The 22,958-nt window shown below is 60.0% G+C and carries 27 protein-coding genes; 1 reads left to right on the plus strand and 26 read right to left on the minus strand.

Annotated elements, in window-relative coordinates; genetic code table 11:
- Positions 1–16: 16 nt before the first annotated feature.
- From fieF to DA373_RS04585, 9 genes are all read right to left on the minus strand, one after another.
- Entirely contained in the window at positions 17–916 is a 900-nt protein-coding gene (gene fieF / locus DA373_RS04545; protein WP_107851161.1) for a cation efflux pump FieF, read from the minus strand.
- Between the two features lie 77 nt (positions 917–993).
- Entirely contained in the window at positions 994–1,290 is a 297-nt protein-coding gene (locus tag DA373_RS04550; protein WP_107851162.1) for a hypothetical protein, read from the minus strand.
- An 88-nt stretch (positions 1,291–1,378) separates the two neighbouring features.
- Positions 1,379–1,855 (minus strand): tRNA (cytidine(34)-2'-O)-methyltransferase, encoded by a 477-nt coding sequence (locus DA373_RS04555; RefSeq protein WP_107851163.1) that lies wholly within the window; start codon positions 1,853–1,855, stop codon positions 1,379–1,381.
- Positions 1,856–1,859: 4 nt separating this feature from the next.
- Positions 1,860–3,221, minus strand: a complete 1,362-nt coding sequence (gene dinF / locus DA373_RS04560) for an MATE family efflux transporter DinF (RefSeq protein WP_107851164.1) — start codon at positions 3,219–3,221, stop codon at positions 1,860–1,862.
- A 32-nt stretch (positions 3,222–3,253) separates the two neighbouring features.
- Positions 3,254–3,901 (minus strand): SCO family protein, encoded by a 648-nt coding sequence (locus DA373_RS04565; RefSeq protein WP_107851165.1) that lies wholly within the window; start codon positions 3,899–3,901, stop codon positions 3,254–3,256.
- Positions 3,894–4,790 carry a heme o synthase gene (gene cyoE, locus DA373_RS04570; protein WP_107851166.1) on the minus strand — a complete coding sequence of 299 codons (897 nt, stop codon included), beginning with the start codon at positions 4,788–4,790 and terminating at the stop codon, positions 3,894–3,896. Before cyoE ends, DA373_RS04565 begins: the two co-directional genes overlap by 8 nt.
- Complete coding sequence (locus tag DA373_RS04575; protein ID WP_107851167.1) at positions 4,727–5,758, minus strand: COX15/CtaA family protein; 1,032 nt, start codon at positions 5,756–5,758, stop codon at positions 4,727–4,729. The genes cyoE and DA373_RS04575 overlap by 64 nt, the downstream gene beginning before the upstream one ends.
- Positions 5,759–5,766: 8 nt before the next feature.
- The gene (locus tag DA373_RS04580) at positions 5,767–6,198 is read right to left on the minus strand and encodes a hypothetical protein (protein ID WP_107851168.1); all 432 of its coding nucleotides are present in this window, start codon (positions 6,196–6,198) and stop codon (positions 5,767–5,769) included.
- Positions 6,188–6,859: an SURF1 family protein gene (locus DA373_RS04585; RefSeq protein WP_107851289.1), complete on the minus strand. Its 672-nt coding sequence runs from the start codon at positions 6,857–6,859 to the stop codon at positions 6,188–6,190. Before DA373_RS04585 ends, DA373_RS04580 begins: the two co-directional genes overlap by 11 nt.
- Before the next feature lie 28 nt (positions 6,860–6,887).
- Between DA373_RS04585 and DA373_RS04590 the strand changes: the two genes are divergently transcribed.
- Positions 6,888–7,094 (plus strand): DUF2909 family protein, encoded by a 207-nt coding sequence (locus DA373_RS04590; RefSeq protein ID WP_107851169.1) that lies wholly within the window; start codon positions 6,888–6,890, stop codon positions 7,092–7,094.
- Positions 7,095–7,109: 15 nt separating this feature from the next.
- Here the strand turns inward: DA373_RS04590 and DA373_RS04595 are convergent, their stop codons facing one another.
- The 17 genes from DA373_RS04595 to DA373_RS04675 form a co-directional block, all read right to left on the minus strand.
- Positions 7,110–7,979 (minus strand): cytochrome c oxidase subunit 3, encoded by an 870-nt coding sequence (locus DA373_RS04595; protein WP_107851170.1) that lies wholly within the window; start codon positions 7,977–7,979, stop codon positions 7,110–7,112.
- 13 nt (positions 7,980–7,992) lie between these two features.
- Positions 7,993–8,520 carry a cytochrome c oxidase assembly protein gene (locus tag DA373_RS04600; RefSeq protein ID WP_107851171.1) on the minus strand — a complete coding sequence of 176 codons (528 nt, stop codon included), beginning with the start codon at positions 8,518–8,520 and terminating at the stop codon, positions 7,993–7,995.
- Entirely contained in the window at positions 8,520–10,115 is a 1,596-nt protein-coding gene (gene ctaD, locus DA373_RS04605) for a cytochrome c oxidase subunit I (RefSeq protein ID WP_198650238.1), read from the minus strand. The genes DA373_RS04600 and ctaD overlap by 1 nt, the downstream gene beginning before the upstream one ends.
- A 17-nt stretch (positions 10,116–10,132) precedes the next feature.
- A complete protein-coding gene (coxB, locus tag DA373_RS04610; protein WP_332871061.1) occupies positions 10,133–11,254 on the minus strand; it encodes a cytochrome c oxidase subunit II in 1,122 nt (373 codons plus the stop codon).
- A gap of 219 nt (positions 11,255–11,473) precedes the next feature.
- Complete coding sequence (gene lexA / locus DA373_RS04615) at positions 11,474–12,088, minus strand: transcriptional repressor LexA (RefSeq protein ID WP_107851173.1); 615 nt, start codon at positions 12,086–12,088, stop codon at positions 11,474–11,476.
- A 75-nt stretch (positions 12,089–12,163) separates the two neighbouring features.
- Positions 12,164–13,036 carry a 4-hydroxybenzoate octaprenyltransferase gene (gene ubiA / locus DA373_RS04620; RefSeq protein ID WP_107851174.1) on the minus strand — a complete coding sequence of 291 codons (873 nt, stop codon included), beginning with the start codon at positions 13,034–13,036 and terminating at the stop codon, positions 12,164–12,166.
- Positions 13,033–13,617 (minus strand): chorismate--pyruvate lyase family protein, encoded by a 585-nt coding sequence (locus tag DA373_RS04625; RefSeq protein WP_107851175.1) that lies wholly within the window; start codon positions 13,615–13,617, stop codon positions 13,033–13,035. Before DA373_RS04625 ends, ubiA begins: the two co-directional genes overlap by 4 nt.
- A gap of 161 nt (positions 13,618–13,778) precedes the next feature.
- Positions 13,779–14,624: a rhomboid family intramembrane serine protease GlpG gene (gene glpG, locus DA373_RS04630; RefSeq protein ID WP_107851176.1), complete on the minus strand. Its 846-nt coding sequence runs from the start codon at positions 14,622–14,624 to the stop codon at positions 13,779–13,781.
- Positions 14,621–14,941: a thiosulfate sulfurtransferase GlpE gene (gene glpE / locus DA373_RS04635; RefSeq protein ID WP_107851177.1), complete on the minus strand. Its 321-nt coding sequence runs from the start codon at positions 14,939–14,941 to the stop codon at positions 14,621–14,623. Before glpE ends, glpG begins: the two co-directional genes overlap by 4 nt.
- A 44-nt stretch (positions 14,942–14,985) precedes the next feature.
- Positions 14,986–15,690 (minus strand): ABC transporter ATP-binding protein, encoded by a 705-nt coding sequence (locus DA373_RS04640; protein WP_107851178.1) that lies wholly within the window; start codon positions 15,688–15,690, stop codon positions 14,986–14,988.
- Entirely contained in the window at positions 15,690–16,454 is a 765-nt protein-coding gene (livG, locus tag DA373_RS04645) for a high-affinity branched-chain amino acid ABC transporter ATP-binding protein LivG (RefSeq protein ID WP_107851179.1), read from the minus strand. Before livG ends, DA373_RS04640 begins: the two co-directional genes overlap by 1 nt.
- Positions 16,451–17,692, minus strand: coding sequence for a high-affinity branched-chain amino acid ABC transporter permease LivM (locus DA373_RS04650; RefSeq protein ID WP_107851180.1), 1,242 nt, complete (start codon positions 17,690–17,692; stop codon positions 16,451–16,453). The genes livG and DA373_RS04650 overlap by 4 nt, the downstream gene beginning before the upstream one ends.
- Positions 17,689–18,612, minus strand: a complete 924-nt coding sequence (gene livH, locus DA373_RS04655) for a high-affinity branched-chain amino acid ABC transporter permease LivH (RefSeq protein ID WP_107851181.1) — start codon at positions 18,610–18,612, stop codon at positions 17,689–17,691. The genes DA373_RS04650 and livH overlap by 4 nt, the downstream gene beginning before the upstream one ends.
- Before the next feature lie 81 nt (positions 18,613–18,693).
- Positions 18,694–19,809, minus strand: a complete 1,116-nt coding sequence (locus DA373_RS04660; protein ID WP_232821193.1) for a branched-chain amino acid ABC transporter substrate-binding protein — start codon at positions 19,807–19,809, stop codon at positions 18,694–18,696.
- 118 nt (positions 19,810–19,927) lie between these two features.
- Entirely contained in the window at positions 19,928–20,953 is a 1,026-nt protein-coding gene (tdh, locus tag DA373_RS04665) for an L-threonine 3-dehydrogenase (protein ID WP_107851182.1), read from the minus strand.
- The gene (locus DA373_RS04670; protein WP_107851183.1) at positions 20,950–22,155 is read right to left on the minus strand and encodes a glycine C-acetyltransferase; all 1,206 of its coding nucleotides are present in this window, start codon (positions 22,153–22,155) and stop codon (positions 20,950–20,952) included. The genes tdh and DA373_RS04670 overlap by 4 nt, the downstream gene beginning before the upstream one ends.
- Positions 22,156–22,251: 96 nt before the next feature.
- The gene (locus DA373_RS04675) at positions 22,252–22,914 is read right to left on the minus strand and encodes a TetR/AcrR family transcriptional regulator (RefSeq protein WP_107851184.1); all 663 of its coding nucleotides are present in this window, start codon (positions 22,912–22,914) and stop codon (positions 22,252–22,254) included.
- Between the last annotated feature and the right edge of the window lie 44 nt (positions 22,915–22,958).

Genomic DNA, 22,958 nt, shown 5'->3' on the forward strand with positions numbered 1-22,958 from the left:
GTTTTTAAATGTATTTTCACTCACTTTCAAGCCGGGTCTTGAAAGGTACTACCGACACAGGATCCATATGGATGATAATGTCAGCGTCGGGAAACAGCCGTCGCAGTTCACGTTCGGCCTTGTCGGCAATGCCGTGGGCACGGACCAGAGGCAGTTGATCCGCAAGCTCCAGGTGCAGCTGAATAAAGCGGGTCCGGCCCGACCGCCGGGTACGCAGATCGTGCAACCCCCGCACCCCTTCCACCGCCAGACAGCATTCAATAATGCGCTTTTGCTCTTCATCCGGCAACCGCCTGTCGAGCAGCATCTGGGCAGAATCGTAACCGATTTTAAGCGCACCATACAAAATATGGCCACCGATCAGCACCGCAAACAGGCCGTCGGCCCAGTGCCAGCCCAGCCAGGACAGCACGATCGCCAGCAATACCGCCAGATTCAGTAATATGTCGGCCCGGTAGTGCAGCTGATCGGCCTGAATGGCCAGTGACTGGGTGCGGTGGATCACATATTGCTGAAAGGCGATAAGCATACCGGTCAGCACCAGCGAAAACAGCATTACCCAGATACCGGCTTCCGGACGCTGCACCTGTTCGGCATTGAGCAGCCGGGACATACCGTTGATCACCAGAAACACCGCCGAGCCACTGATAAAGGCCGACTGGGCCAGGCCCGCCAGCGACTCCGCCTTGCCATGGCCAAAACGATGCTCCTCGTCCGGAGGCACCAGGGCATAGCGAATGGCCATCAGATTGATCAATGAGGCGCTGATATCCAGCAGAGAGTCGGTAAGCGAGGCCAGCATGCTGGCGGAGCCGGTATAAAACCAGGCGATGAGTTTGGCGACGATCAGCAGGCCGGCCACCAGGGTGGCCGCCATGGCTGCCCTGGTCACCAGACGAGAGTAAGACTTGGTCATGAATGGGCCGGTGGAAACATTTGGGTCATTATAACGTCAGACCACCGGCCGTCAGTGTTTTTGAAAAAGGCGTAATATCAGGCCAGATCACACATCAGCTCTTCCAGCTCTTCGCGGCTGTCTTCCATCAGATGATAGAGTTCAAAGGCATCATAGGCTGAAAGAGAAAGGCAGACGGGAGCGCCGGCCACGTCTTCGCAAATAAGCACCATCCCCTGTTCCCCCCGGCGAAACAGCACATGGTCGAAGTCGACAATAAAATGCTGCTGTCGTTCAGCTACCTCCACTTCCAGCTCGCCGGTTGGATGCAGCGTCATGTGGGCTTGTGCAGGATGAGTATCTGCCAGCGTATAGATGCATCGTCTGATCAACATGGCCATTCTCCTTGGTTGCCGACTTCAGCCACCAAGTGTAGGCCAGATTAATTAATAAACAATCACAATAAATGACTGTTATTTCCATTCAGCCCGGGACGGCTGAGGCTCCGGCAAAACCCTGCTGTCGCCAGGCTTCATAGCTGATCACCGCCACCGCATTGGACAGGTTAAGACTGCGGCTGTCGGGCTGCATGGGAATGCGAATGCGAAAGCCGGGGGCTATTCCTGCCAGCACCGCATCGGGCAGGCCGCGGGTCTCGGGGCCAAACAGCAGCACGTCGCCGGGTTGGTAGGCCGCTTCGTGATGGTGGCGGCTACCCTTGGTGGTGCAGGCGAAAATACGCCGTCCGGCCATGGACTGCACAAAGACGGTGTAATTTTCATGCACCGTGATACGGCCGTAATCCGCATAATCCAGCCCGGCCCGGCGCAGCCGTTTTTCATCCAGGCTGAAACCCAGCGGCTCAATCAGGTGCAGCCGGCAGCCGTTGTTACGTACCAGCCGCATGATATTGCCGGTGTTGGGTGCAATTTCCGGCTCGTAAAGGGCGATTTCAAACACTGAATTATTTCTCCGCAGTCAGGGCGTCGGGAATAAAAAGACGGCGACCGTCCAGCTGCCGCCAGGCCCAGCCCAGGGTCAGGCCCCGGGCCGCCATAAAGCACAGCATGGCCAGCCAGAGAGCATGATTGCCCAGTTCCTGGTTCAGCCACCATACCGGAAAGAACACCCCAAGCGTGGACACCAGCATCATGTTGCGCATGGCCCTGCCCTGGGTGGCGCCGATAAAGATGCCATCCAGCACGAAGCACCAGCAGGACACCAGCGGCATGGCCACCAGCCAGGGCAGGAAATCGCCGGCCTGCTCGCGCACTTCTGTGATGGTGGTGATCTGGTGCACCAGCGCCTTGCCGGCAAATGCAAACACCAGGGTAAACAGCACCGATACCAGGGCGCCCCAGAGCAGGTTAAGGCCACAGGCCAGCCGGAAATGCCGCCGGCTGCCACGACCGATGGCCTTGCCCACCATGGCTTCCGCCGCATAGGCAAAGCCGTCCATGCCATAGGAAATAAACATCAGAAAGTTCATCAGCACGGCATTGGCGGCCACCACAGTGTCGCCGAGACGGGCGCCCTGAAAGGTCATAAACACAAAGGTCAGCTGCAGGCAGAGGGCACGAATAAAAATATCCCGGTTCAGCCCCAGCAGGCGGCGAAAGGCGGCACCGTTCAGCGCATTGCGCCAGAACCCGGCGGCCGGGCGCAGGCCACGCCGCTCAAGCGTGCGCCACACCAGCCAGGCGCCGAGCCCGGTAGCGGCATAGTCCGCCAGCACAGAGGCGGCGGCGGCGCCCTGAACCTGCCAGCCCAGCCCCACCACAAACCAGATATCGAGCACTATGTTGGCACCGTTACCCAGGATCAGCAGCCACATGGGGGCTTTGGCGTTCTGGTTGCCCAGCAGCCAGCCCAGCAACACCAGATTGGTGAGCGCCGCCGGTGCACTCCAGATACGAACACTCACATACTGGCGACCGTACTGCTCCACCTCGGCACTGGCCCCGGCCAGACTGAACGCCAGTTCGATAATGGGCGTTTGCAGCAACAGCAAGCACAGCGCCAGTCCCCAGGCCAGTACCAGCGCCCGGGCCAGTACGCCCAGCAAGCGCTGCTCATCCCGGGCACCAAAGGCCTGAGCGGTGAGACCGGTGGTGGACATGCGTAAAAAACCCAGCAGAAAAAACAGCAGACTGATAATGGTGGCGCCCACCGCCACCCCACCCAGGTAGTACGCCTGCTCCAGGTGACCGATCACCATGGTGTCGACCAGCCCCAGCAAGGGCACGGTAATATTGGACAGCACCATGGGCATCGCCAGGGCAAACACCTGGCGATGCCGTGCGGCATGGTAAAAAGACGTTTTCAAGAACAATCCGGAACAATAAGAAGTGAAAGAAATCAGCCGCGCCAGCGGGTTACGATACGGTCAAAGTCCTGCAGCAGCCGCTGGCCGTCCACCAGCGGCATGCCGCTGCCTTCATCAAACAGCGGACGGAAAGACGCATGCAGCTCGCCGTCAGGGTTGACCAGAGCAATGGAGGCGGAGTGATCCACCAGATAGTCCTGCCCGCCGCGCTCGTGCACCCCGTAAATCAGCCCCAGCTGCTGTACCGCCGGCATCAGGTTGGCATGCTCTGCCGTGGCAGCCACAAAGGCCGGATTGAAATGAGCGGTATAAGCCTTGAGCCGCTCTGGAGTATCCCGTCCGGGATCCGCGGAGATAAATACCACCTGAGTCTTGTCGCTCAATTGTTTGAGTTCAGGATAGATGCGGGCCAGATCCGCCAGGGTCGTCGGGCAGATATCCGGACAGAAGGTATAACCCACAAACACCAGACTCCAGTGATCCTGAAAACGGGCTTCGGTAAAGGGCCGGCCACCGGCATCGGTCAATGCCATGGCCTTGAGGGCTCTGGGCTCGGGATACACCACCACCGCCTCGCTCAGGGCACTGTTCCTGTCGCTGTACCAGGCCAGCCCACTCAGGGCTCCCGTCACCAGCAGGGCCAGCGCCAGTAACCAAATCAGCTTGCTCGTGTTAGCCATAGTCTATCCAGTGATCCGCCAGAATAAGAACAAACAGCCACATCAGATGACTGATTGAAAAGCGGAAGCATTGTAATGCGGTTTGCGGTCCGGGTCTAAACTTCAGCCGCCAGGCCCACTGCACAAAGCGCAGATTCAGCGCCAGCGAGCCCAGAAGATAGGCCGGTCCCGACATGCCCGTTATCCAGGGCAACAGGCACACCAGGGTCAGCAACAGGGTATAGAGCAGCACACAGGTTTTGGTGAATGCAATGCCATGGGTCACCGGCAGCATGGGGATCTCGGCCCTGGCGTAATCATCCCGGCGGTGAATGGCCAGCGCCCAGAAGTGGGGCGGCGTCCAGGTGAAGATAATCATCACCAACAGCAGGGCGTGGCCATGAAACTCGCCGCTGACCGCCGTCCAGCCAAGCAAGGGCGGCATGGCTCCGGCCAGACCACCAATCACGATATTCTGCGGTGTGGCCCGCTTCAGCCAGACGGTATACACCACGGCATAACCCAGCAGCGATGCCAGGGTCAGCCAGGCGGTCAGGGGGTTAACCAGCAGCAACAACACCGCCAGTCCCGTGGCCGACAGCCCCAGCGCAAAAGCCAGTGCAGGCATGGTGGCCACTCGTCCCTGGGCCACCGGTCTGTGATGGGTGCGCGCCATTTTAAGGTCGATGCGCCGGTCCAGCACATGGTTGATGGCCGCCGCTCCCCCGGCCATCAGACCAATCCCCAGGGTGGCCGCCACCACCGTCAGGGTTGACGGCAGGGTCTCGGTGAGAAACATGCCGACCACGGCGGTGAGCAATATCAGCGCCACCACCTTGGGCTTGGTCAGCGCGAAATAGTCCCGCCAGACTCGTGTTCCACTCGCGGATAATGCCAGGCTTCGTGCCATGCTACCTCCCTGTAACGCCCCAGGCGTTCTCCCGTTCCCGTTAAAATAAGCAGCAAAACGGCGGCGCCGCCATTATGGGCCACCGCTATCCATAACGGCAGGTGCAACACCACATTGGCCAGGCCCAGTGTCAGCTGCACCAGCACCATGGCTGCCAGCGCCAGTCCCCAGCCGCGCAGACCGGGCCGGCGAACAAGCCGCCAGGCCAGGGCCAGCAACAGCAGCGCCGTTACCATGGCCCACAGCCGGTGAGTGGCATGAATGGTGGCCCGCTCCGCCTGACTCAGCACACCATACTGGTAGGTTTCTGCCGGCATACCGTGAGGATGAAAGGCACTCCACTGCCACTGGCCCAGCCAGTCACCCTGACACACCGGCAGCTCGGTGCAGGCCATGGCCGCGTAATTGGCGGCGGTCCAGCCCCCGAGCGCTATCTGTAATATCAGTGCCGCCAGCGCCAGCCGGAACAGGCCGCTCAGGCCACGCCCGTCATGCCGGGTGCCGGCGTGCGGCCGGTGCCGGCACCACACCCAGAACAGCAGCGACAATATGGTAAAGCCACCCAGCAGATGCCCCATCACCACAAAGGGCAGCAGATTAAGAGTGACGGTCAGCATGCCCAGGGTAGCCTGTCCCGCCACCAGCCCCAGCAGCAGAAAGGCCGGCAACCGGTAACGGCGGTTGCTCTGTTTCAGGGAGCACAGCGCCATCAGTAATATGGTCAGCCCCAGGGTGCCGGCGGCATAGCGATGGATCATTTCATTGCGTGCCTTGACCACTTCCAGGGGCGCATCGGGAAAGCGTTCAGCGGCCAGGGCATGCTCACCGGGCGTGGCCGGTACATAATTAAAGCCATAACAGCCGGGCCAGTCGGGGCAGCCCAGGCCGGCGTCGGTGAGCCGGGTCCAGGCCCCCAGCACCACCACCACCAGGGTCAGGGCAAAGGCAAAAGTACACAACTTCTGCATGTTTCCTCCTACCCGGCGCGGGAGTTTTTAAGCAGGCGGCGCAGGTCTTCCAGCAAGGCTCTGCCGGTGCTTCTGTTTTGCGCCGTGTCGCTGTCCATGGGATAACGCATCACCAGCATGCCGGGCGGATCGGCAATATAGACAAAACCGGCTTCCAGCCCCTCACCGGCAGGCTGCTGTACGACCGCAACCCGCTCTTCATCACGGCCCAATGCCAGATCCAGATTGTCAAGCAGGTGCTTCGCCGATGCGCAGTAGTCGCATTGCCCGGTCGTCACCAGCACCAGCCGCCACTGTTTCGCTTCATTGATATTTCCCTGCACCCACTCACCGTGGCCGCGCACCCCGGGCGTGAACCAGCCCTGAGCCAGCACCAGCCAGGCCAGCAACGGCGGCAACAGAAACACACCTATCAATGCCCATACCGGTTTATTTTTCATGCCCCCTCCAGTACCACCACGCAGCCGCCAGCCAGATGGCGACGGTCATGGCAAACCACTGCACCGCGTAGCCCAGATGTTTTTCCGGCCCCATGACCACCGGCTGCCAGTCATCGGCACCGGCTTTCAGCACCACCGGCAGCACCGGCTGACCCCAGCGTTGCGCCAGCAACTCGGGCGCCAGGCTGGCAATGCGCCTGGCCTCCTGCTGCCCACTGCTGCCAAAACCGAGAGGGGGCTGCCAGGGCCGCACCAGTACCCCGCGCAATAACACCGGGCCCTCCTCAAGCGGTTCGGCCTGAGGCAACTTGCTGCGATCCGCATCCGCCGGCCACCAGCCCTGATCGACGGCAAGCAAGCCCAAAGGAGTCTGCAGTGGCAATATCAGCCGGTAGCCGGGCCGCCCCTGCTCAATCTGGTTATCGAGAAACAGCTCTCCCCCCGCAAGAAAAACGCCTCCTGTCCGTAACTGGTAGCCAAAGGGGCTTTTCATGGCCAGTGCCTCTTTCAGCTCGAGTTCCACCTGGCTGCGCTGCTCCCATTCCTGCAGCAGGAGGCGCTTTTCATCTGCCCGGGACAGCTGCCACATGCCCATAAATACCATCAGGGCACTGATGGCCGCGGTCAGCACCAGTAATCCGCCACGCTTTCCTATACTCAAGGCTCCACCCTTTTCACCGTCGCGAGACATGCTGCTAAAACTGCTGATAGTGCTGTTGTTGTTGCTGATGATCGGTAACCTGATGCTGGGCTTGCGGGCCATGCTGCACCGGCGCGATCCGGCCCTGATGGCCCGCTATATCGGGCGGCGTCTGCTGTTTGCGGTCATCATAGTGCTGCTGCTGATCTTCGCTCTGGCTGCCGGCCTGCTGACGCCCAACCCCACCCCGACATAAGACTCAAAAGAACCATTACAAAATATAGACAAAGATAAAGAGGCACAGCCACACCACATCCACAAAATGCCAGTACCAGCTGCTGGCCTGAAAGCCGAAATGCTGGGCCGGGGTAAAGTGTCCCTTGTTAACCCTGAGCCACATAATGAACAGCATCAGGGTGCCCAGGGTCACATGGGCGCCGTGAAAGCCGGTAAGCAGAAAAAAGGTATTGCCATAAATGCCCGAATCGAGACGCAGCCCCAGATCCTCATAGGCATGCACGTACTCCCAGATCTGCAGTGACAGAAACAGCACCCCCAACAGCACTGTGATGCCCAGCCAGGTTTTCAGTTTGCTTCGCTGTTCCTGCAGCAGGGCCAGGTGGGCGGCGTGTACCGTTACCGATGAAGACAGCAGAATCACTGTGTTGATCAGCGGCAGCCCCAGCCAGCCCATGGCGGCAGTCTGAATGCCGCCCGGGGTGGTGAGCAATGGCCAGATGGGCTGAAACTGTGGCCAGAGCACCTCATGGGTCATGGCGTTGTTGCCGGCGCCCCCCAGCCAGGGCACCGCCAGCACCCGGGCATAAAAGAGGGCGCCGAAAAAGGCGGCGAAGAACATCACTTCCGAAAAGATGAACCAGCTCATGCCCTGGCGAAAGGATCTGTCCATCTGGTCGCTGTACAGGCCCTGGTGGGATTCGCTGATCACGTTGGAAAACCAGCCAAACAACATAATGGTCATGACCAGGGTGCCAGCGGCAAACACCACAGGCCCGGCAATACCGGCAATGCCGGCGGCCCACATGCCCGCCCCCGACGCCAGCAGGAACAGACCAACGGCGCCCACCAGAGGCCAGGGACTTTGCGCCGGCACATAATATTTTTCCGTCTTGACCGCCATGCTTGCCTCCTTGTCAGCCTTTGCTGGCCACCTGCTCGCTGATGTCGTAAAGGGTGTAGGACAGGGTAAACACCTCAATGTCGTCGGGCAGGGCTTCATCTACATAAAAAGTCATGGGCATCACCGCTCGCGCCAGGCCATCAAGAGGTTGTTCCTCAAAGCAGAAACACTCGGTCTTGCGCAGGTAGCCCGCCGCCCGCCCCGGCGACACCGAGGGAATGGCCCGCAGCACCCGGTTATCCACCCCCGGATTGGTGACGGTAAAGTCCACTCTGTGCATTTCTCCCGGGTGTACTTTCAGCCGGTTGACCGAGGGAGAAAAGTCCCCTCCCAGGCCGGTGTTCTGGTAGGTGATGAACTCCACCGTCACCAGCCGCTGTTCATCCACCTGCTGTGCCGCCACCGCCGCCGTATTGGCGGTTTTGCCGTTCAGCCCGGTGATATCGCAGAACACGTCATACAGGGGGATCAGGGCAAAGCCGAAACCGAACATGGCCAGGGCCAGCAGGCCCAGCCGCCACGCCTTGCTGCCGTGGTTCATCACTTCACCTCCGGCGGCGTTTCAAAGGTGTGGTAGGGTGCCGGAGAGGGCACAGTCCACTCCAGGCCTTCGGCGCCCTCCCAGGGTCTGGCTTCGGCCCTGGTGCCGCCGCGAGCGCACTTGACTACCACCGCCACCAGCAAGAGTTGCGACAGGCCAAAGGCAAAGCCGCCGATGCTGACCAGGGCGTTAATGTCGGCGAACTGCAGCGAATAGTCGGGAATACGCCGGGGCATGCCCCCCAGCCCCAAAAAGTGCATGGGGAAAAACAAGACGTTTACCGACACCACAGAACACCAGAAATGCCACTTGGCCAGGCGCTCGTCGAACATATGGCCGGTCCATTTGGGCAGCCAGTAGTACACCGCCGCCAGCACCGAAAAGATGGCGCCGGTCACCAGCACATAGTGAAAATGAGCCACCACAAAGTAGGTGTCGTGATACTGAAAATCGGCCGGGGTAATGGCCAGCATCAGGCCGCTGAAGCCGCCTATGGTAAACAGCACAATAAAGGCCAGGGCAAACAGCATGGGCACCTCAAAGCTGAGGGACCCCCGCCACATGGTGGCCACCCAGTTGAATACCTTGACCCCGGTGGGCACCGAGATCAGCATGGTGCAGTACATAAAGAACAGCTCTGCCGCCACCGGCATGCCTACGGTGAACATGTGGTGGGCCCATACCAGAAAGCTGAGCCCGGCGATGGAGGCAGTGGCATAGACCATGGAGGCATAGCCAAACAGCCGCTTGCGACTGAAGGCGGGTATGATGGCCGAGATAATGCCAAAGCTCGGCAATATCATGATGTAGACCTCGGGGTGGCCAAAGAACCAGAAAATATGCTGGAACATCACCGGATCCCCGCCCCCGGCGGCTTCAAAGAAACTGGTGCCAAAGTATTTGTCGGTCAGCACCATGGTTACGGCACCGGCCAGCACCGGCATCACAGCAATCAGCAGAAAGGCGGTGATCAACCAGGTCCAGCAGAACAACGGCAGCTTCATCCAGGTCATGCCCGGCGCCCGCAAGTTCCAGATGGTGACGATGACGTTGATCGCCCCCATGATGGAGCTGATGCCCATGATGTGAATGGCAAACACAAACAGCGCCGTGCTGTCGGGGCCATAGGTGGTAGACAAGGGGGCATAGAAGGTCCAGCCGAAGTTGGGGCCGCCACCGGGTACGAACAGCGAACTCAGCATCAGCACAAAGGCAAAGGGCAGTATCCAGAAGCTCCAGTTGTTCATGCGCGGCAGCGCCATATCGGGCGCGCCTATCATCATGGGGATCATCCAGTTGGCCAGGCCCACAAAGGCGGGCATCACGGCCCCGAATATCATCACCAGACCGTGCATGGTGGTCATCTGATTAAAGAAGTTGGGCTCCACCAGCTGCAGTCCGGGCTGAAACAGCTCTGCCCGGATCACCATGGCCATGGCCCCGCCCACCAGGAACATGGTGAGACTGAACAACAGATACATGGTGCCAATGTCTTTGTGGTTGGTGGTGAACAGCCAGCGGCCAATGCCTTTGGCGGGGCCGTGGTGATGCGGCTCTTCCGCCAGGTGAATGTCCGCGGTTTCCGTGCGATCCATCTGCGCCATGCTGCCCCCTATTGTCCCTGTCTGGCCTGATGAATGTCCCCGGGCTGCACCGAATCTCCGGTGTCGTTGCCCCAGGCATTGCGTTCATAGGTGATCACCGCCGCCAGCTCCTTGAGCGCCAGCTGCTTGTCAAAGCTCTGCATGGCGGTGCCTGCCTTGCCGTACAGCACTATGTCGATATGTCCGGCCCTGTCGTTCAGCACCATGTCGCTGCCCCTGAGCGCCGGAAAGGCGCCGGGAATGCCTTCGCCACTGGCCTGATGGCAGGCGGCGCAGGCCTTCTGATACACCTGCTCGCCCAGGGTCATCAGCTCGTCCCGGCTCATCTCCATGGCCAGCAACTCCTGCTCGGCCGCTTTGGCTTCGGCCTGCTCGGTTTTACGTTGTGCCAGCCAGCCGTCAAATTCTTCCGGCGGGCGGGCATCCACGACAATGGGCATAAAGCCGTGATCCTTGCCGCACAGCTCGGCGCACTGGCCCCGGTACAGACCGGGCTGTTCGATGCGGGTCCAGGCCTCGTTGATAAAGCCGGGCACAGCGTCTTTTTTTACCGCAAAGGCCGGCATCCACCAGGAATGAATGACATCGTCGGAGGTGATCAGAAACCGCACCTTGCGATCCGTGGGCAGCACCAGAGGGTGATCCACTTCCAGCAGATAGTTTTCGCCCTTGCCCAGCCGCCCGCTGATCTGCTCGGGCATGGTGGCGAGCAGGCTGTAAAACTCAACGTCTTCGTTGAAATAACGGTAATGCCATTTCCACTGGGAACCGGTGATCTGCACGGTGAGATCGGGCTCGGAGGCATCTTCCATGGCCACCAAGGTTTGGGTGGCAGGTATGGCCATGGCAACAAGAATAAGAAAGGGAATAATGGTCCAGAGGATCTCGACTTTGGTGCTTTCGTGAAACTGGGCGGCCTGCGCCCCTTTTGACTTGCGGTGATGAATAATGGCCCAGAACATGGCTCCGAACACCAGCAGGCCGATCACCGCACAGATAGTAAGAATGGTCATATGCAGGCCATAGACCTGCTGACTGATCTCGGTGACCCCTTCGGTCATGTTAAGGCGGGCTTGCGCCCCTACAGGCAGGGTTGTCAGCAAGGACAACAGCAGCAAAATCGGCTTCACGCGCACCCCCAATAGTTTCGTCCTGTCACCCGGAGTACTTGAGTATGGTGTTTTTGTGTGCCGAACGACTACATCCCTCAGGTCCGGCTGACTCTAAGTAAAGCACCAGTTAAGAAAATGTAAAATATAAAGATTTGGGGGACTGGGGACTGGGGACTGGGGAATGGGGACTGGCAGGTCAGCATGGAAAATGCTGGCCTGCCGGATCAAGCGGACTGTTTAAAAATCGCCGTTGCGGATCACGCCCACGGCCAGCCCTTCTATGATCAGCTCCTGGCTGCGCAAGTCCACTTCAATGGGAGACAGTTCTTCGTTCTCGGGGAGCAGGCTGACCTTGCTGCCCTTGCGCTGAAAGCGCTTCACGGTCACTTCGTCGTCAAGCCGGGCCACCACCACCTGGCCGTTGCGGGCCTCCTGAGTTTTGTGCACCGCCAGCAGATCACCGTCCATAATGCCGATGTTCTTCATGCTCATGCCCTGCACCCGCAGCAGAAAATCGGCGGAAGGATGAAACAGACCAGGATCCAGCCGGTAATGACTCTCTATATGCTGCTGGGCCAGAATGGGCTCACCGGCAGCCACCCGGCCTACCAGCGGCAAGCCCTGCTCTACTTCCGCTTCTTCACCGGTCAGGCGAATGCCCCGTGACGTGCCGGGCATAATTTCAATCACGCCCTTTTTGGCCAGCGCCTTGAGGTGCTCTTCGGCGGCATTGGCGGACTTGAACCCCAGCACCCTGGCAATTTCCACCCGGGTGGGCGGCATGCCGGTTTGCTGAATATGATCCTTAATAATGTCCAGCACCTGCGACTGGCGGGGAGTAAGGGCCTTCATGATGACACCTGTCTTTTTATACAGTTAACTGTCAGTATATCCAGTAATCAGTTCGGAGCAAGCCCCACTCGCTGTTTACCACAGCGCCAGCACCAGGCCGGCGAACACCGCCATGCCGGCGTAATTGTTATTGAGAAAGGCGCGAAAACAGGGCATCCGCTCCCGGTCGCGGATCAGCCGCTGCTGATACACAAACAGCCCGGCGGCCACCAGCAATCCCCAGTAGAAAGGAGCAGCCAGTTCAAATACCCGGCCCGCTGCCACCAGCAACAGTAAAGTGGCCAGTTGCAGCAAACCCACCATCAGCTTGTCGCGCCGGCCAAACAGAATGGCGGTGGACTTGACGCCTATCCTGAGGTCATCGTCCCGATCCACCATGGCATACATGGTGTCGTAGGCCACGGTCCAGGTCAGGTTGGCCGCAAACAGCAGCCAGAGTCCGGCGGGCAGGCTGTTGGCCTGGGCGGCAAAGGCCATGGGTATGGCCCAGGAAAAGGCGATACCGAGAAACAGCTGGGGCAGATGAGTCACCCGTTTCATAAAGGGATAAAGCGCCGCCCAGAACAGGCCGGCAAAGGCCAGGCCAATGGTCAGGACGTTGGTCGTCAGCACCAGAATAAAGGAAATGCCTACCAGCAGGGCAAAAAAGCCCAGCGCCTGGCGCTCGGTCAGCTCGCCGGACGGCAGTGGCCGGGCATGGGTACGCTTGACGTGGCCGTCAATATGGCGGTCGGCGTAGTCGTTGATCACGCAGCCGGCGGAGCGCATGGAAAACACCCCGGCCACAAACACCACCAGCAGCCAGAGTGATGGCACCCCCTCGGCGGCAATCCACAGCGCCCACAGGGTGGGCCATAACAACAGCAAAGTACCAATGGGCTTGTCGAGCCGGGCCAGCGCCATATAGGCACGCCAGCGCGGGCGGGAAGAAGAAGTCAGGGTAGTCATGACAAGGATTCCTGATAGGCGGCCGCAGCCGGCAAGAATAATTCGGTGACCAGCACCCGGGCGAGGCCGGTGCTGAGGGCGGAACGCCGCGCCCAAAGCCGGGGGATGGGTGGCGTTATCCTGATGTTCAGATTGGTCCGGACAGCAAGCCGACGACAATCCGCAGGGTCGAGAGCGGCAAATTCAAAGGGGGTGCGCGCCAGATCCGGCGCTTCAAACATCAGCTCACCCAGCGCCCTGGTGCCCAGCCCGGAGAGGGCCGGCAAAGCCGCTTGAGTCGCCGGGGAATACAGAGAAGTGGCATACACCCAGGGAACGTCATCGCACAACAACAGCACTTCCCGGCAATAGCCCTCTCCGGCATCCAGCAGCGCCGCCTGCGCGGTGGTCAGCGGGCGCAACACCGAATCGGACAGTACCTGCACGCGAAAGTGCCGGCAGTGACGTTGCAGGCGCCGGGTCAGCGACCCCGGTTCATGTAACCAGTCGTACAGTGCAGGAGAGGCCGGTGGCAAATGACCCCAGCACCAGCCGCTGTCGGTGCTGAGCGCCATGGTTGTGTTAGGAAATAACAAAGACATAAAAACGCATAGGATCCTGCTACAGCGGTCAGGCCCGAAAAGACCACCGCATTTTTCAGGCCGCCGGATACGGCGGCAGATTGACGTCACCGGACCCGTATACTACACCATGACGCCAGACATTATTACCAGCTACCGGCAGCAGGCAAATGGCCAGCTGTTTACTCTGATTGACCGGCAGGCCGGCGGTTGTCCCACCAGGCCTGAAACAGGCCGATCAGGGCGCCGCCCAGGTGAGCCATGTTGGCCACCGGCGTGCCCAGCATATCGGCAAAGCCCAGCACCAGCCACACCACCATAAACACCGCCATGCCATCGGGCAGGCCAATGCCCCGGGCCGGGTTGAGCCGGCCGCTGAACCAGACGTAGGCCAGCAGCGCATACACCACTCCCGACAGACCGCCAAAGCGCGGCCCGCTGGCCCAGAACTGCAGCAGGTTGGGCAGCACCGCGGCCACCAGCAGCAGCACCAGCAGCTTGCCGCTGCCAAGGCGCTTTTCCACCATGCCGCCCAGGTACCACCACCAGAACAGGTTGAACACCAGGTGCATCAGGGAAAAGTGCATCAGCGCCGGCGTCAGGGCACGCCAGAACTCCACTCCCAGCAGGTCACCAGGGTGAGCCGGAAACGACAGCACCCCAAACATGGGCAGCCCCAGCCAGCTCAGGCCATAAACCGTCAGACAGGCCAGCAGCACCAGCAGATTGACCGGGCCGGTCTGACGCAGCAGATCGCTGATCCAGCCGGTTTGCCGGGGGCCATCGTTAAAGTGCGCGTGACTGTCACCCCGCTTCCATGAAGCTTCCTGATAGCGGGGATGAAACGGCTCCGCCAGAAAGCGCTTTACTTCCCGGTGGGCTTCTTCAAAACGGGATTCATCCACCAGCCAGAGGTGTACGTTGCCATCGTCGTCCTGAGTGAGCTCGCAGTGCAGGCCAAGCTCGGCCAGATAATCCACAAAGGCCTGGGCCCGGCGCGGATCGTCGAGCACCAGCAGGGCTTTCACAACTGGCCGACCACCGGCTGGCTGCGCCGCCAGGCCTCAAAGCCGCCGTCCAGGCTGTAGACCTCCTCAAAGCCCTGATTGATCAGATACTGGGCGGCGCCCTGACTGCTGATGCCGTGATAGCACATCACGATCACCGGCACCTCGTAATCCACCTCGTTGGTAAAGCTCACCAGACTGTCGTTGGTCAGGTGAAAGGCACCCTCGGCGTGAGCCAGCGCAAAGGACTGGGGGTCGCGAATATCCACCAGCCGGGCCCGGCCTTCGCTCAGCATGGTGTGGGCTTCATCCACCGAAATATGGGCAAACTGATCCATGAATTCCTCCTCATTAATGTGGCGCCAGTGTACCCAATTCAGCCTCAGCCGCCCAGATAGGCGTTGCGTACCCGCTCATTCACCAGCAGGGCGGCGCCGGTGTCGGCCAGCACCACCCGGCCGTTTTCCAGCACATAGCCCCGGTCCGCCAGCTTGAGCGCCTGGTTGGCGTTTTGCTCCACCAGAAAGATGGTCATGCCCTTTTCTTTCCGCAGCCGGGCAATGGTGTCAAAGATCTGGGTGATGATAATGGGCGCCAGCCCCAGGGACGGTTCGTCCAACAACAACAGCCGGGGCTTGCTCATCAGCGCCCGGCCAATGGCCAGCATCTGCTGCTCGCCACCGGACATGGTGCCGGCGCGCTGATGACGCCGCTCCTTGAGCCGGGGGAACATGGCAAACACCTCGGCCATCAGGCCGGCATGCTCACGCCTGTCCACGAAAAAGGCCCCCATGTGCAGGTTTTCCTCTACCGTGAGCCGGGCAAAGATGCGCCGCCCTTCCGGCACAATGGCGATATCCCGGCGCATAATGGCGGCGGTGTCCAGTCCGGACAGATCCTGCCCTTCATACACCACCCGGCCCCGGGACGGGCGGGGATCGCCGCAGATGCTCATCATTAATGTGGTCTTGCCGGCCCCGTTGGCACCGATCAGAGTGACGATCTCCCCCTTTTCGATATGTACGGTGACGTCTTCCAGCGCCTGTATCTTGCCGTAGTGGGCGCAAATATTGTCAACATGCAGCATCAGGCTTCTCCCAAGTAGGCGTTGATCACGTCCGGGTGGCTGCGCACTTCCTCGGGACTGCCGTCGGCCAGGGGCCGGCCCTGATTGACCACATAGATATGGTCGGAAATGTCCATCACCAGTTTCATATCGTGCTCGATCAGCAGCACACTGACTCCCTCGTTATCACGCAGATCCTGGATCAGCCGGTTCAGCTCCTGGGTTTCAAAGGGGTTAAGCCCCGCCGCCGGCTCATCCAGCATCAGCAAAGACGGCCGCGCCGCCATGCAGCGGGCAATCTCCAGCCGGCGCTGCTGGCCATAGGCCAGGTTGCCGGCGGCACGGTTGGCAAACTCGGTGAGATTGACCTTTTCCAGCCAGTAGTGAGCCCGCTGCAGCCCTTCCCGCTCGGCCCGGCGAAATCCCGGAGTTTTCAGCAGGCCGGCGAGAAAGTGGGTGTTGAGGTGGGCATGCTGAGCCACCAGCAGGTTTTCCAGCACCGTCATTTCCCTGAACAGGCGCACATGCTGAAAGGTGCGCACCATGCCTAACCGGGAAATTTTATGGCCGGGCAAACCGGCGATGGGCTGGCCGCGAAAGCGCACCGTGCCGCCGCTGGGCCGGTAAAACCCCGACAGGCAGTTGAACACAGTGGTCTTGCCGGCGCCGTTGGGCCCGATAATGGACACGATCTGCCGCTCATTCATGGCCAGCGCCACCCCGTCTACCGCCACCAGGCCGCCAAAGCGCATGGTGAGGCCGGATACGTTCAGCAGTTCACTCATGATTTCAGCTCCATGTGAGGGCGATGCATGGGCAGCAGCCCCTGGGGCCGCCAGATCATCATCAGCACCATCAGCAGGCCAAACAACAGCATGCGGTACTCGTTAAACTCCCGGGTCAGCTCGGGCAAAATGGTCATGATAATGGCCGCCAGCACCACGCCTATCTGTGAGCCCATGCCCCCCAGCACCACGATGGCGAGAATGATGGCCGACTCGATAAACACAAACGACTCCGGGCTGATAAAGCCCTGGCGGGCGGCAAAGAAGCAGCCGGCAAAGCCGGCAAAGGCCGCCCCTATGGTAAAGGCGCTGAGCTTGATAAGGGTGGGGTTAAGCCCCAGGGAACGGCAGGCGATCTCGTCTTCCCGCAGCGCCTCCCAGGCCCGCCCCAGGGGCATGCGCAGCAGCCGGTTGATGATAAAGATGGTCAGCACCACCAGTACCAGCGCCAGCAGGTAAAGGAAAATTACCTTGTAACCCGAGTTGTAGGCGATGCCGAAAAACTCGTGAAAAGTATTGTCACCCCGGCGCTCAAACTCCAGCCCGAACAGGGTGGGCTTGGGAATGCCGGCAATGCCGTTGGGGCCGCCGGTGATCTCGGTCATATTGTTGAGCAGGATACGAATGATCTCGCCAAACCCGAGGGTGACGATGGCCAGGTAGTCGCCCCGCAGCCGCAGCACCGGAAAGCCCAGCAAAAACCCGGCCAGCGCCGCCAGGCCGCCGCCCAGCAGCAGGCAGGTCCAGAAATCCAGACCGAAATAGGCGTTGAGCAGGGCGTAGCTGTAGGCCCCCACCGCATAAAAGGCGACGTAGCCCAGATCGAGCAGGCCGGCCAGGCCCACCACCACGTTCAGCCCCAGCCCCAGCATCACGTAGATCAGCGTCAGCGTGGCCAGATCCACCGCCCCCCGCGAGCCCATAAAGGGCCACACCAGCAGGGCCGCCAGCACCAGCACTGTGATGATGCGGTACAGCCAGGGCTGCTCCTCGGGCGCCGGCAGGGCAAAGCCGCCCTTGCGATCGGCCAGGTAACGAAAGGGCTTGCGCCACTGCTCGGCAAACAGCTGGGCCAGAAACACCAGCCCCGCTCCCAGCGCCAGCCACTGCCAGCTGGCGTCCAGCCGGTTGGCCACCACCAGCCGGGTGCCCGAGGTTTCCAGGCGAAAACCGAGCAGCCAGCCCGCCAGCAGCAGAAACAGCCCGGCGGCGATCAATGCAGGTTTCAGTTTGCTCATACCTTTTCCACCTCCGGTTTACCCAGAATGCCGGTGGGCATGAACAGCAGCACAAAGATCAGCAGGCCAAAGGACACCACGTCCTTGTATTCGGTGCTGAAATAGGCCCCGGTCATGGCCTCGGTGACTCCCAGCAGCAGGCCACCGAGCACGGCGCCGGGAATGCTGCCAATGCCACCGAGCACGGCGGCGGTAAAGGCCTTGAGCCCGGCAATAAAGCCGATATAGGGGTTGATAACGCCGTAATAGGAGCCGAGCAATACCCCGGCCACCGCCGCCAGGGCGGCACCAATCACAAAGGTCAGCGCAATAATGCTGTTGCTGTTGATACCGAGCAGATTGGCCATTTTCAGATCTTCGGCGCAGGCCCGGCAGGCCCGGCCCATGCGCGAGCGGGAGATAAACAGCGACAGCAGGGTCATGGCGATAAAGGTGACCACAAAGATGATCAGCTGCATATAGGACAGGCTGGCCTGAAAGCCGGTATCGCCAAAGCTCCAGCCGCCGGGCAGCAAGGGTGGAATGGCGATATCCCGGGAGCCCTGGGCCAGGCGCATCATGTTCTGCAAAAAGATGGACATGCCGATGGCGGAAATCAGTGCAATCAGCCGTTTGCTGTGCCGCAACGGCCGGTAGGCCACCCGCTCAATGGAATAACCATAAACACTGGTAATAATGATGCTTACCACAAAGGCACCGCACAGCAGCAGGGCGGTGCTGTCGATGCCCAGCATGGTGAGCGCCGTCATCACCATAAAGGCGGCGTAGGCCCCGATCATGTACACCTCGCCATGAGCGAAGTTAATCATGCCGATAATGCCGTACACCATGGTGTAGCCGATGGCGATCAGGGCATAGGTGCTGCCGATGGTCAGGCCGTTAAGCAGCTGCTGAATAAAATAAAGAAGGGGCTCGGACATACAACCTTTCCTTGTCGTAGCACGATGAGCGCCGTCAGCAGGCGGGCTGACCCCGCCTGCTGACGAATGGAGTAACGACTGTTACAGCTGGGTGGAGGAGCCGTCCTTGTGCCATTCAAACACGCCGAACTCAAAGCCCTTGAGATCACCCTTGTCGTCCCAGGCCAGCGGACCCATCACGGTGTCGACCGGCTCGGCCCGCAGTGCCGTGGCCACCGCTTCCGGATCGGCACCGGCGCGCTTGATGCCCTCGGCAATGGCTTCCACCGCCGCATAGGTGGTCCACACAAAGGGACCGGTGGGATCTTCGCCCTTGGCCTGAATGGCCGCCACTATGTCGGCGTTGGCCGGGTCGAGGTCATATTTCTTGGGCAGGGTCACCAGCAGGCCTTCGGAGGCGTCACCGGCGATGGAGGTAATGTCTTTATGGCCCACCCCTTCCGGTCCCATAAAGCGGGCCTTGAAGCCTTTTTCGGCAGACTGGCGCAAAATCAGCCCCAACTCCGGGTGGTAGCCACCGTAATAAACAAAGTCCACCTGCTCCCGCTGCAGCTTGGCAATCAGCGCCGAGAAGTCCTTGTCGCCGGAGGTGATGCCTTCATAGGCCACCACATTGGCACCGGCCTCCTTCAGGGCATCGCGCACGCTGGAGGCCAGGCCTTCACCGTATTGCTTCTTGTCGTGAATAATGGCGATACGTTCGGGCTTGACCTTGTCGACGATGTGGCGCGCCGCAGTGGGTCCTTGAGCACTGTCGAGGCCAATGGTGCGCATCACGAATTCCAGGCCCCGCTCGGTAATGGTGGGGCTGGTGGCCGCCGGGGTCACCATGAGAATGCCTTCGTCGTCGTAAACATCAGACGCCGGCAGGGTGCTGTCGGAACACAGGTGACCGGCCACAAACTGAATGCCGTCGTTGACAATGCGGTTGGCCACCGCCACCGCCTGCTTGGGATCACAAGCGTCGTCAAATTCCACCGCCTCCAGGGTGTGCTCGCCCAGCCGGCCGGACTTGTTGATCAGCTCCACCGCCATGCGGCCGCCGGTAAACTGCATGTCGCCATACTGGGCCACCGGACCGGTCACCGGGCCGGCAATGGCAATCTTGATGTTGTCGGCGCTGGCAGAGAATGCAGCGCCGTAACCCAGGGCCGCAAACACCGCCAGTGCGACCGCCTTTTTATTCCTTGTCACCATACGAACGTCCTCTATTCGAAACCGGGTACCGCCGAAGGAGCTTCGGCTGTCACATCATGTTCTAACCCTTGTACGAAATTAGCACAAGGGGAAAATGTTTCGTATGGGGCTGGGGACTTTACTGCCAGTCGAGGATCACCTTGCCGGACTGGCCGGAGCGCATGGTGTCGAACCCCTGCTGGAAGTCGTCCACCTTGAAGTGATGGGTGATAATGGGGGTCAGATCCAGGCCCGACTGGATCAGGCTGGCCATCTTGTACCAGGTTTCAAACATTTCCCGGCCGTAGATGCCCTTGAGCACCAGACCCTTGAAGATCACCTGGGTCCAGTCAATGGCCATGTCGGACGGCGGAATGCCCAGCATGGCGATTTTGCCGCCGTGGTTCATTTTGGCCAGCATGTCCTGAAACGCCGCCGGCACGCCGGACATTTCCAGGCCCACGTCAAAGCCCTCGGTCATGCCCAGCTCGGCCATCACGTCGTCCAGTTTTTCAGTGGCCACATTGACCGCCCGGGTCACGCCCATTTTGCGGGCCAGCTCGAGGCGGTATTCATTCACATCGGTGATCACCACATGGCGGGCACCCACATGACGGGCCACGGCCGCAGCCATGATACCGATGGGGCCGGCACCGGTGATCAGCACGTCTTCGCCCACCAGATCGAACGACAGTGCGGTGTGCACGGCGTTGCCAAAGGGATCGAAAATGGACGCCAGATCATCGGAGATTTCATCGGGCAGTTTGAAGGCGTTATAGGCCGGAATCACCAGGTATTCGGCAAAGGCCCCTTCCCGGTTCACGCCCACCCCCACGGTATTGCGGCACAGATGCGTGCGACCGCCACGGCAGTTGCGGCAGTGACCGCAGGTGATATGGCCCTCACCGGAAACCCGGTCACCGATCTCGAAACCACGAACTTCCTGGCCGATGGCCACTACCTCGCCCACGTATTCGTGGCCCACCACCATGGGCACCGGAATGGTCTTTTGCGACCAGTCATCCCAGTTGTAGATATGAATATCGGTACCGCAGATGGCGGTTTTGCGGATTTTAATCAGCAGATCGTTGTGGCCCAGCTCGGGCTCGGGCACATCGGTCATCCAGATGCCGGGTTCGGCTTTCAGTTTTGCCAGCGCTTTCATGCTTTTTCTCCTTGAATCACGCCCAGTTCACGACCCACTTCGGTAAAGGCCGCAATGGCCCGATCCAGCTGCTCACGAGTGTGGGCCGCCGACATCTGGGTGCGAATACGGGCTTGGCCCTTGGGCACCACCGGGAAAGAGAAGCCGATAACGTAAATGCCCTTTTCCAGCAGCTTGTCGGCCATTTGCGCCGCCAGGGCCGCATCCCCCAGCATCACCGGAATGATGGCGTGATCCTTGCCTGCCAGAGTAAAGCCGGCGGCGGTCATCTGCTCTCTGAAGTAATCGCTGTTTTCGCGCACTTTCTGCCGCAGATCGTCGCCGCTCTTCAGCATTTCCAGCACTCTGATCGAGGCGGCAACAATGGCCGGCGCCACCGAGTTGGAGAACAGATAGGGCCGGGAACGCTGGCGCAGCCAGTCGATCACTTCCTTCTTGCCCGAGGTGTAACCGCCGGAGGCGCCGCCCAGGGCCTTGCCCAGAGTGCCGGTGATAATGTCGACTCTGTCCATCACCTCACAGTATTCATGGGTACCCCGGCCTTGCTCGCCGACAAAACCCACGGCGTGGGAGTCGTCCACCATCACCAGGGCGTTGTACTGGTCGGCCAGATCACAGATGCCCTTCAGGTTGGCGATGACGCCATCCATGGAGAAGACACCGTCGGTGGCGATCAGCTTGAAACGGGCGCCATCGGCCTCGGCCTGCTGCAGGCACTTTTCCAGCTCGGCCATGTCGTTGTTGGCATAGCGGTAGCGTTTGGCCTTGCACAGCCGCACGCCGTCGATGATGGAAGCGTGGTTGAGGGCATCGGAAATAATGGCGTCTTCCGGGCCTAACAGGGTTTCGAACAGCCCGGCATTGGCATCGAAGCAGGAGGTATAAAGAATGGTGTCTTCCATGCCGAGGAAGGAAGACAGGGCTGTTTCCAGCTGCTTGTGCAGATCCTGAGTGCCGCAGATAAAGCGCACCGAGGCCATGCCAAAGCCATGGCTGTCCAGACCCTGCTGCGCCGCTTCCACCAGAGATGGGTGGTTGGCCAGTCCCAGATAGTTGTTGGCGCAGAAGTTGACGACCTCTTCTCCGCCCACGCGAATGGCCGCGTTCTGCGGGGAGCTGATCACCCGCTCCTGCTTGTAGAGGCCTTCTGCCTTGGTGTTTTCCAGCTGCTCGGTTAAGTAAGCATAAAATGCCGACGACATAACAAACTCCCGTTTTCCATGTGGCTATCTGGGTTTAATTCAGGCCATTTTACTACCTCATAAGGGGATACTCATAACTTATTCCACCAATCTGCCCTATTTGTGAAAGGGATCACCGGACGCCCCTGCCAAAACGCGATAATGTGCCAGAATATTGTTCAGTTCGAGTCCTTTACCCCCATGAAAGTAGGGTTTGAGCAGCGTCAGTACCCGGACCATGCCGTTGTACAACACCGCCTGACCAATACGAGTTTCAAGCGACTGTACCTGCTGGTAGCTGATCCAGCAGGACAGCAGCATTTTCAGGTTTTGCGCCAGAGCGATGATGTCGTCATCGGGCACCTGCAGCACTCGCTGAATGTTCAGCTCCCGCAACAAGGCCTGCAGGCTGTCACCAAACTCTTGCTGCAACTCCAGATACTGCCGGTGCAGTTGTGGATCCCGCTGCAAAATGTCGTGCAGGTTGGCGTAAAAAAACCGGAATTCCCACATCACGTAAAACACCGCATCCAGATAATGGCACCAGAGCACCGGACTGGCACTGGCCGAGCCGTTCACCGGCGTAAAGCTCTTGCGCAAATGTGCGCATAAATGCTCAAAAATACAGTGAATAATGTCGTTCTTGTTGCGAAAGTGGTAGTAGAGGTTACCCGGACTAATGCCCAGGTGGGCGGCAATATGATTGGTGGTGACCCCGGCTTCGCCCCGTTCGTTAAACAGAACCAGAGCCGCGGCCACAATGCGGTCCCTGGTTTTCATGGGGATAACCCGGCCACAATGGCGTTTCACTGAGTGATACCTGA

Source organism: Oceanimonas marisflavi, from assembly GCF_003049725.1.
In the GTDB taxonomy this organism is placed as follows: Bacteria; Pseudomonadota; Gammaproteobacteria; order Enterobacterales; family Aeromonadaceae; genus Oceanimonas; species Oceanimonas marisflavi.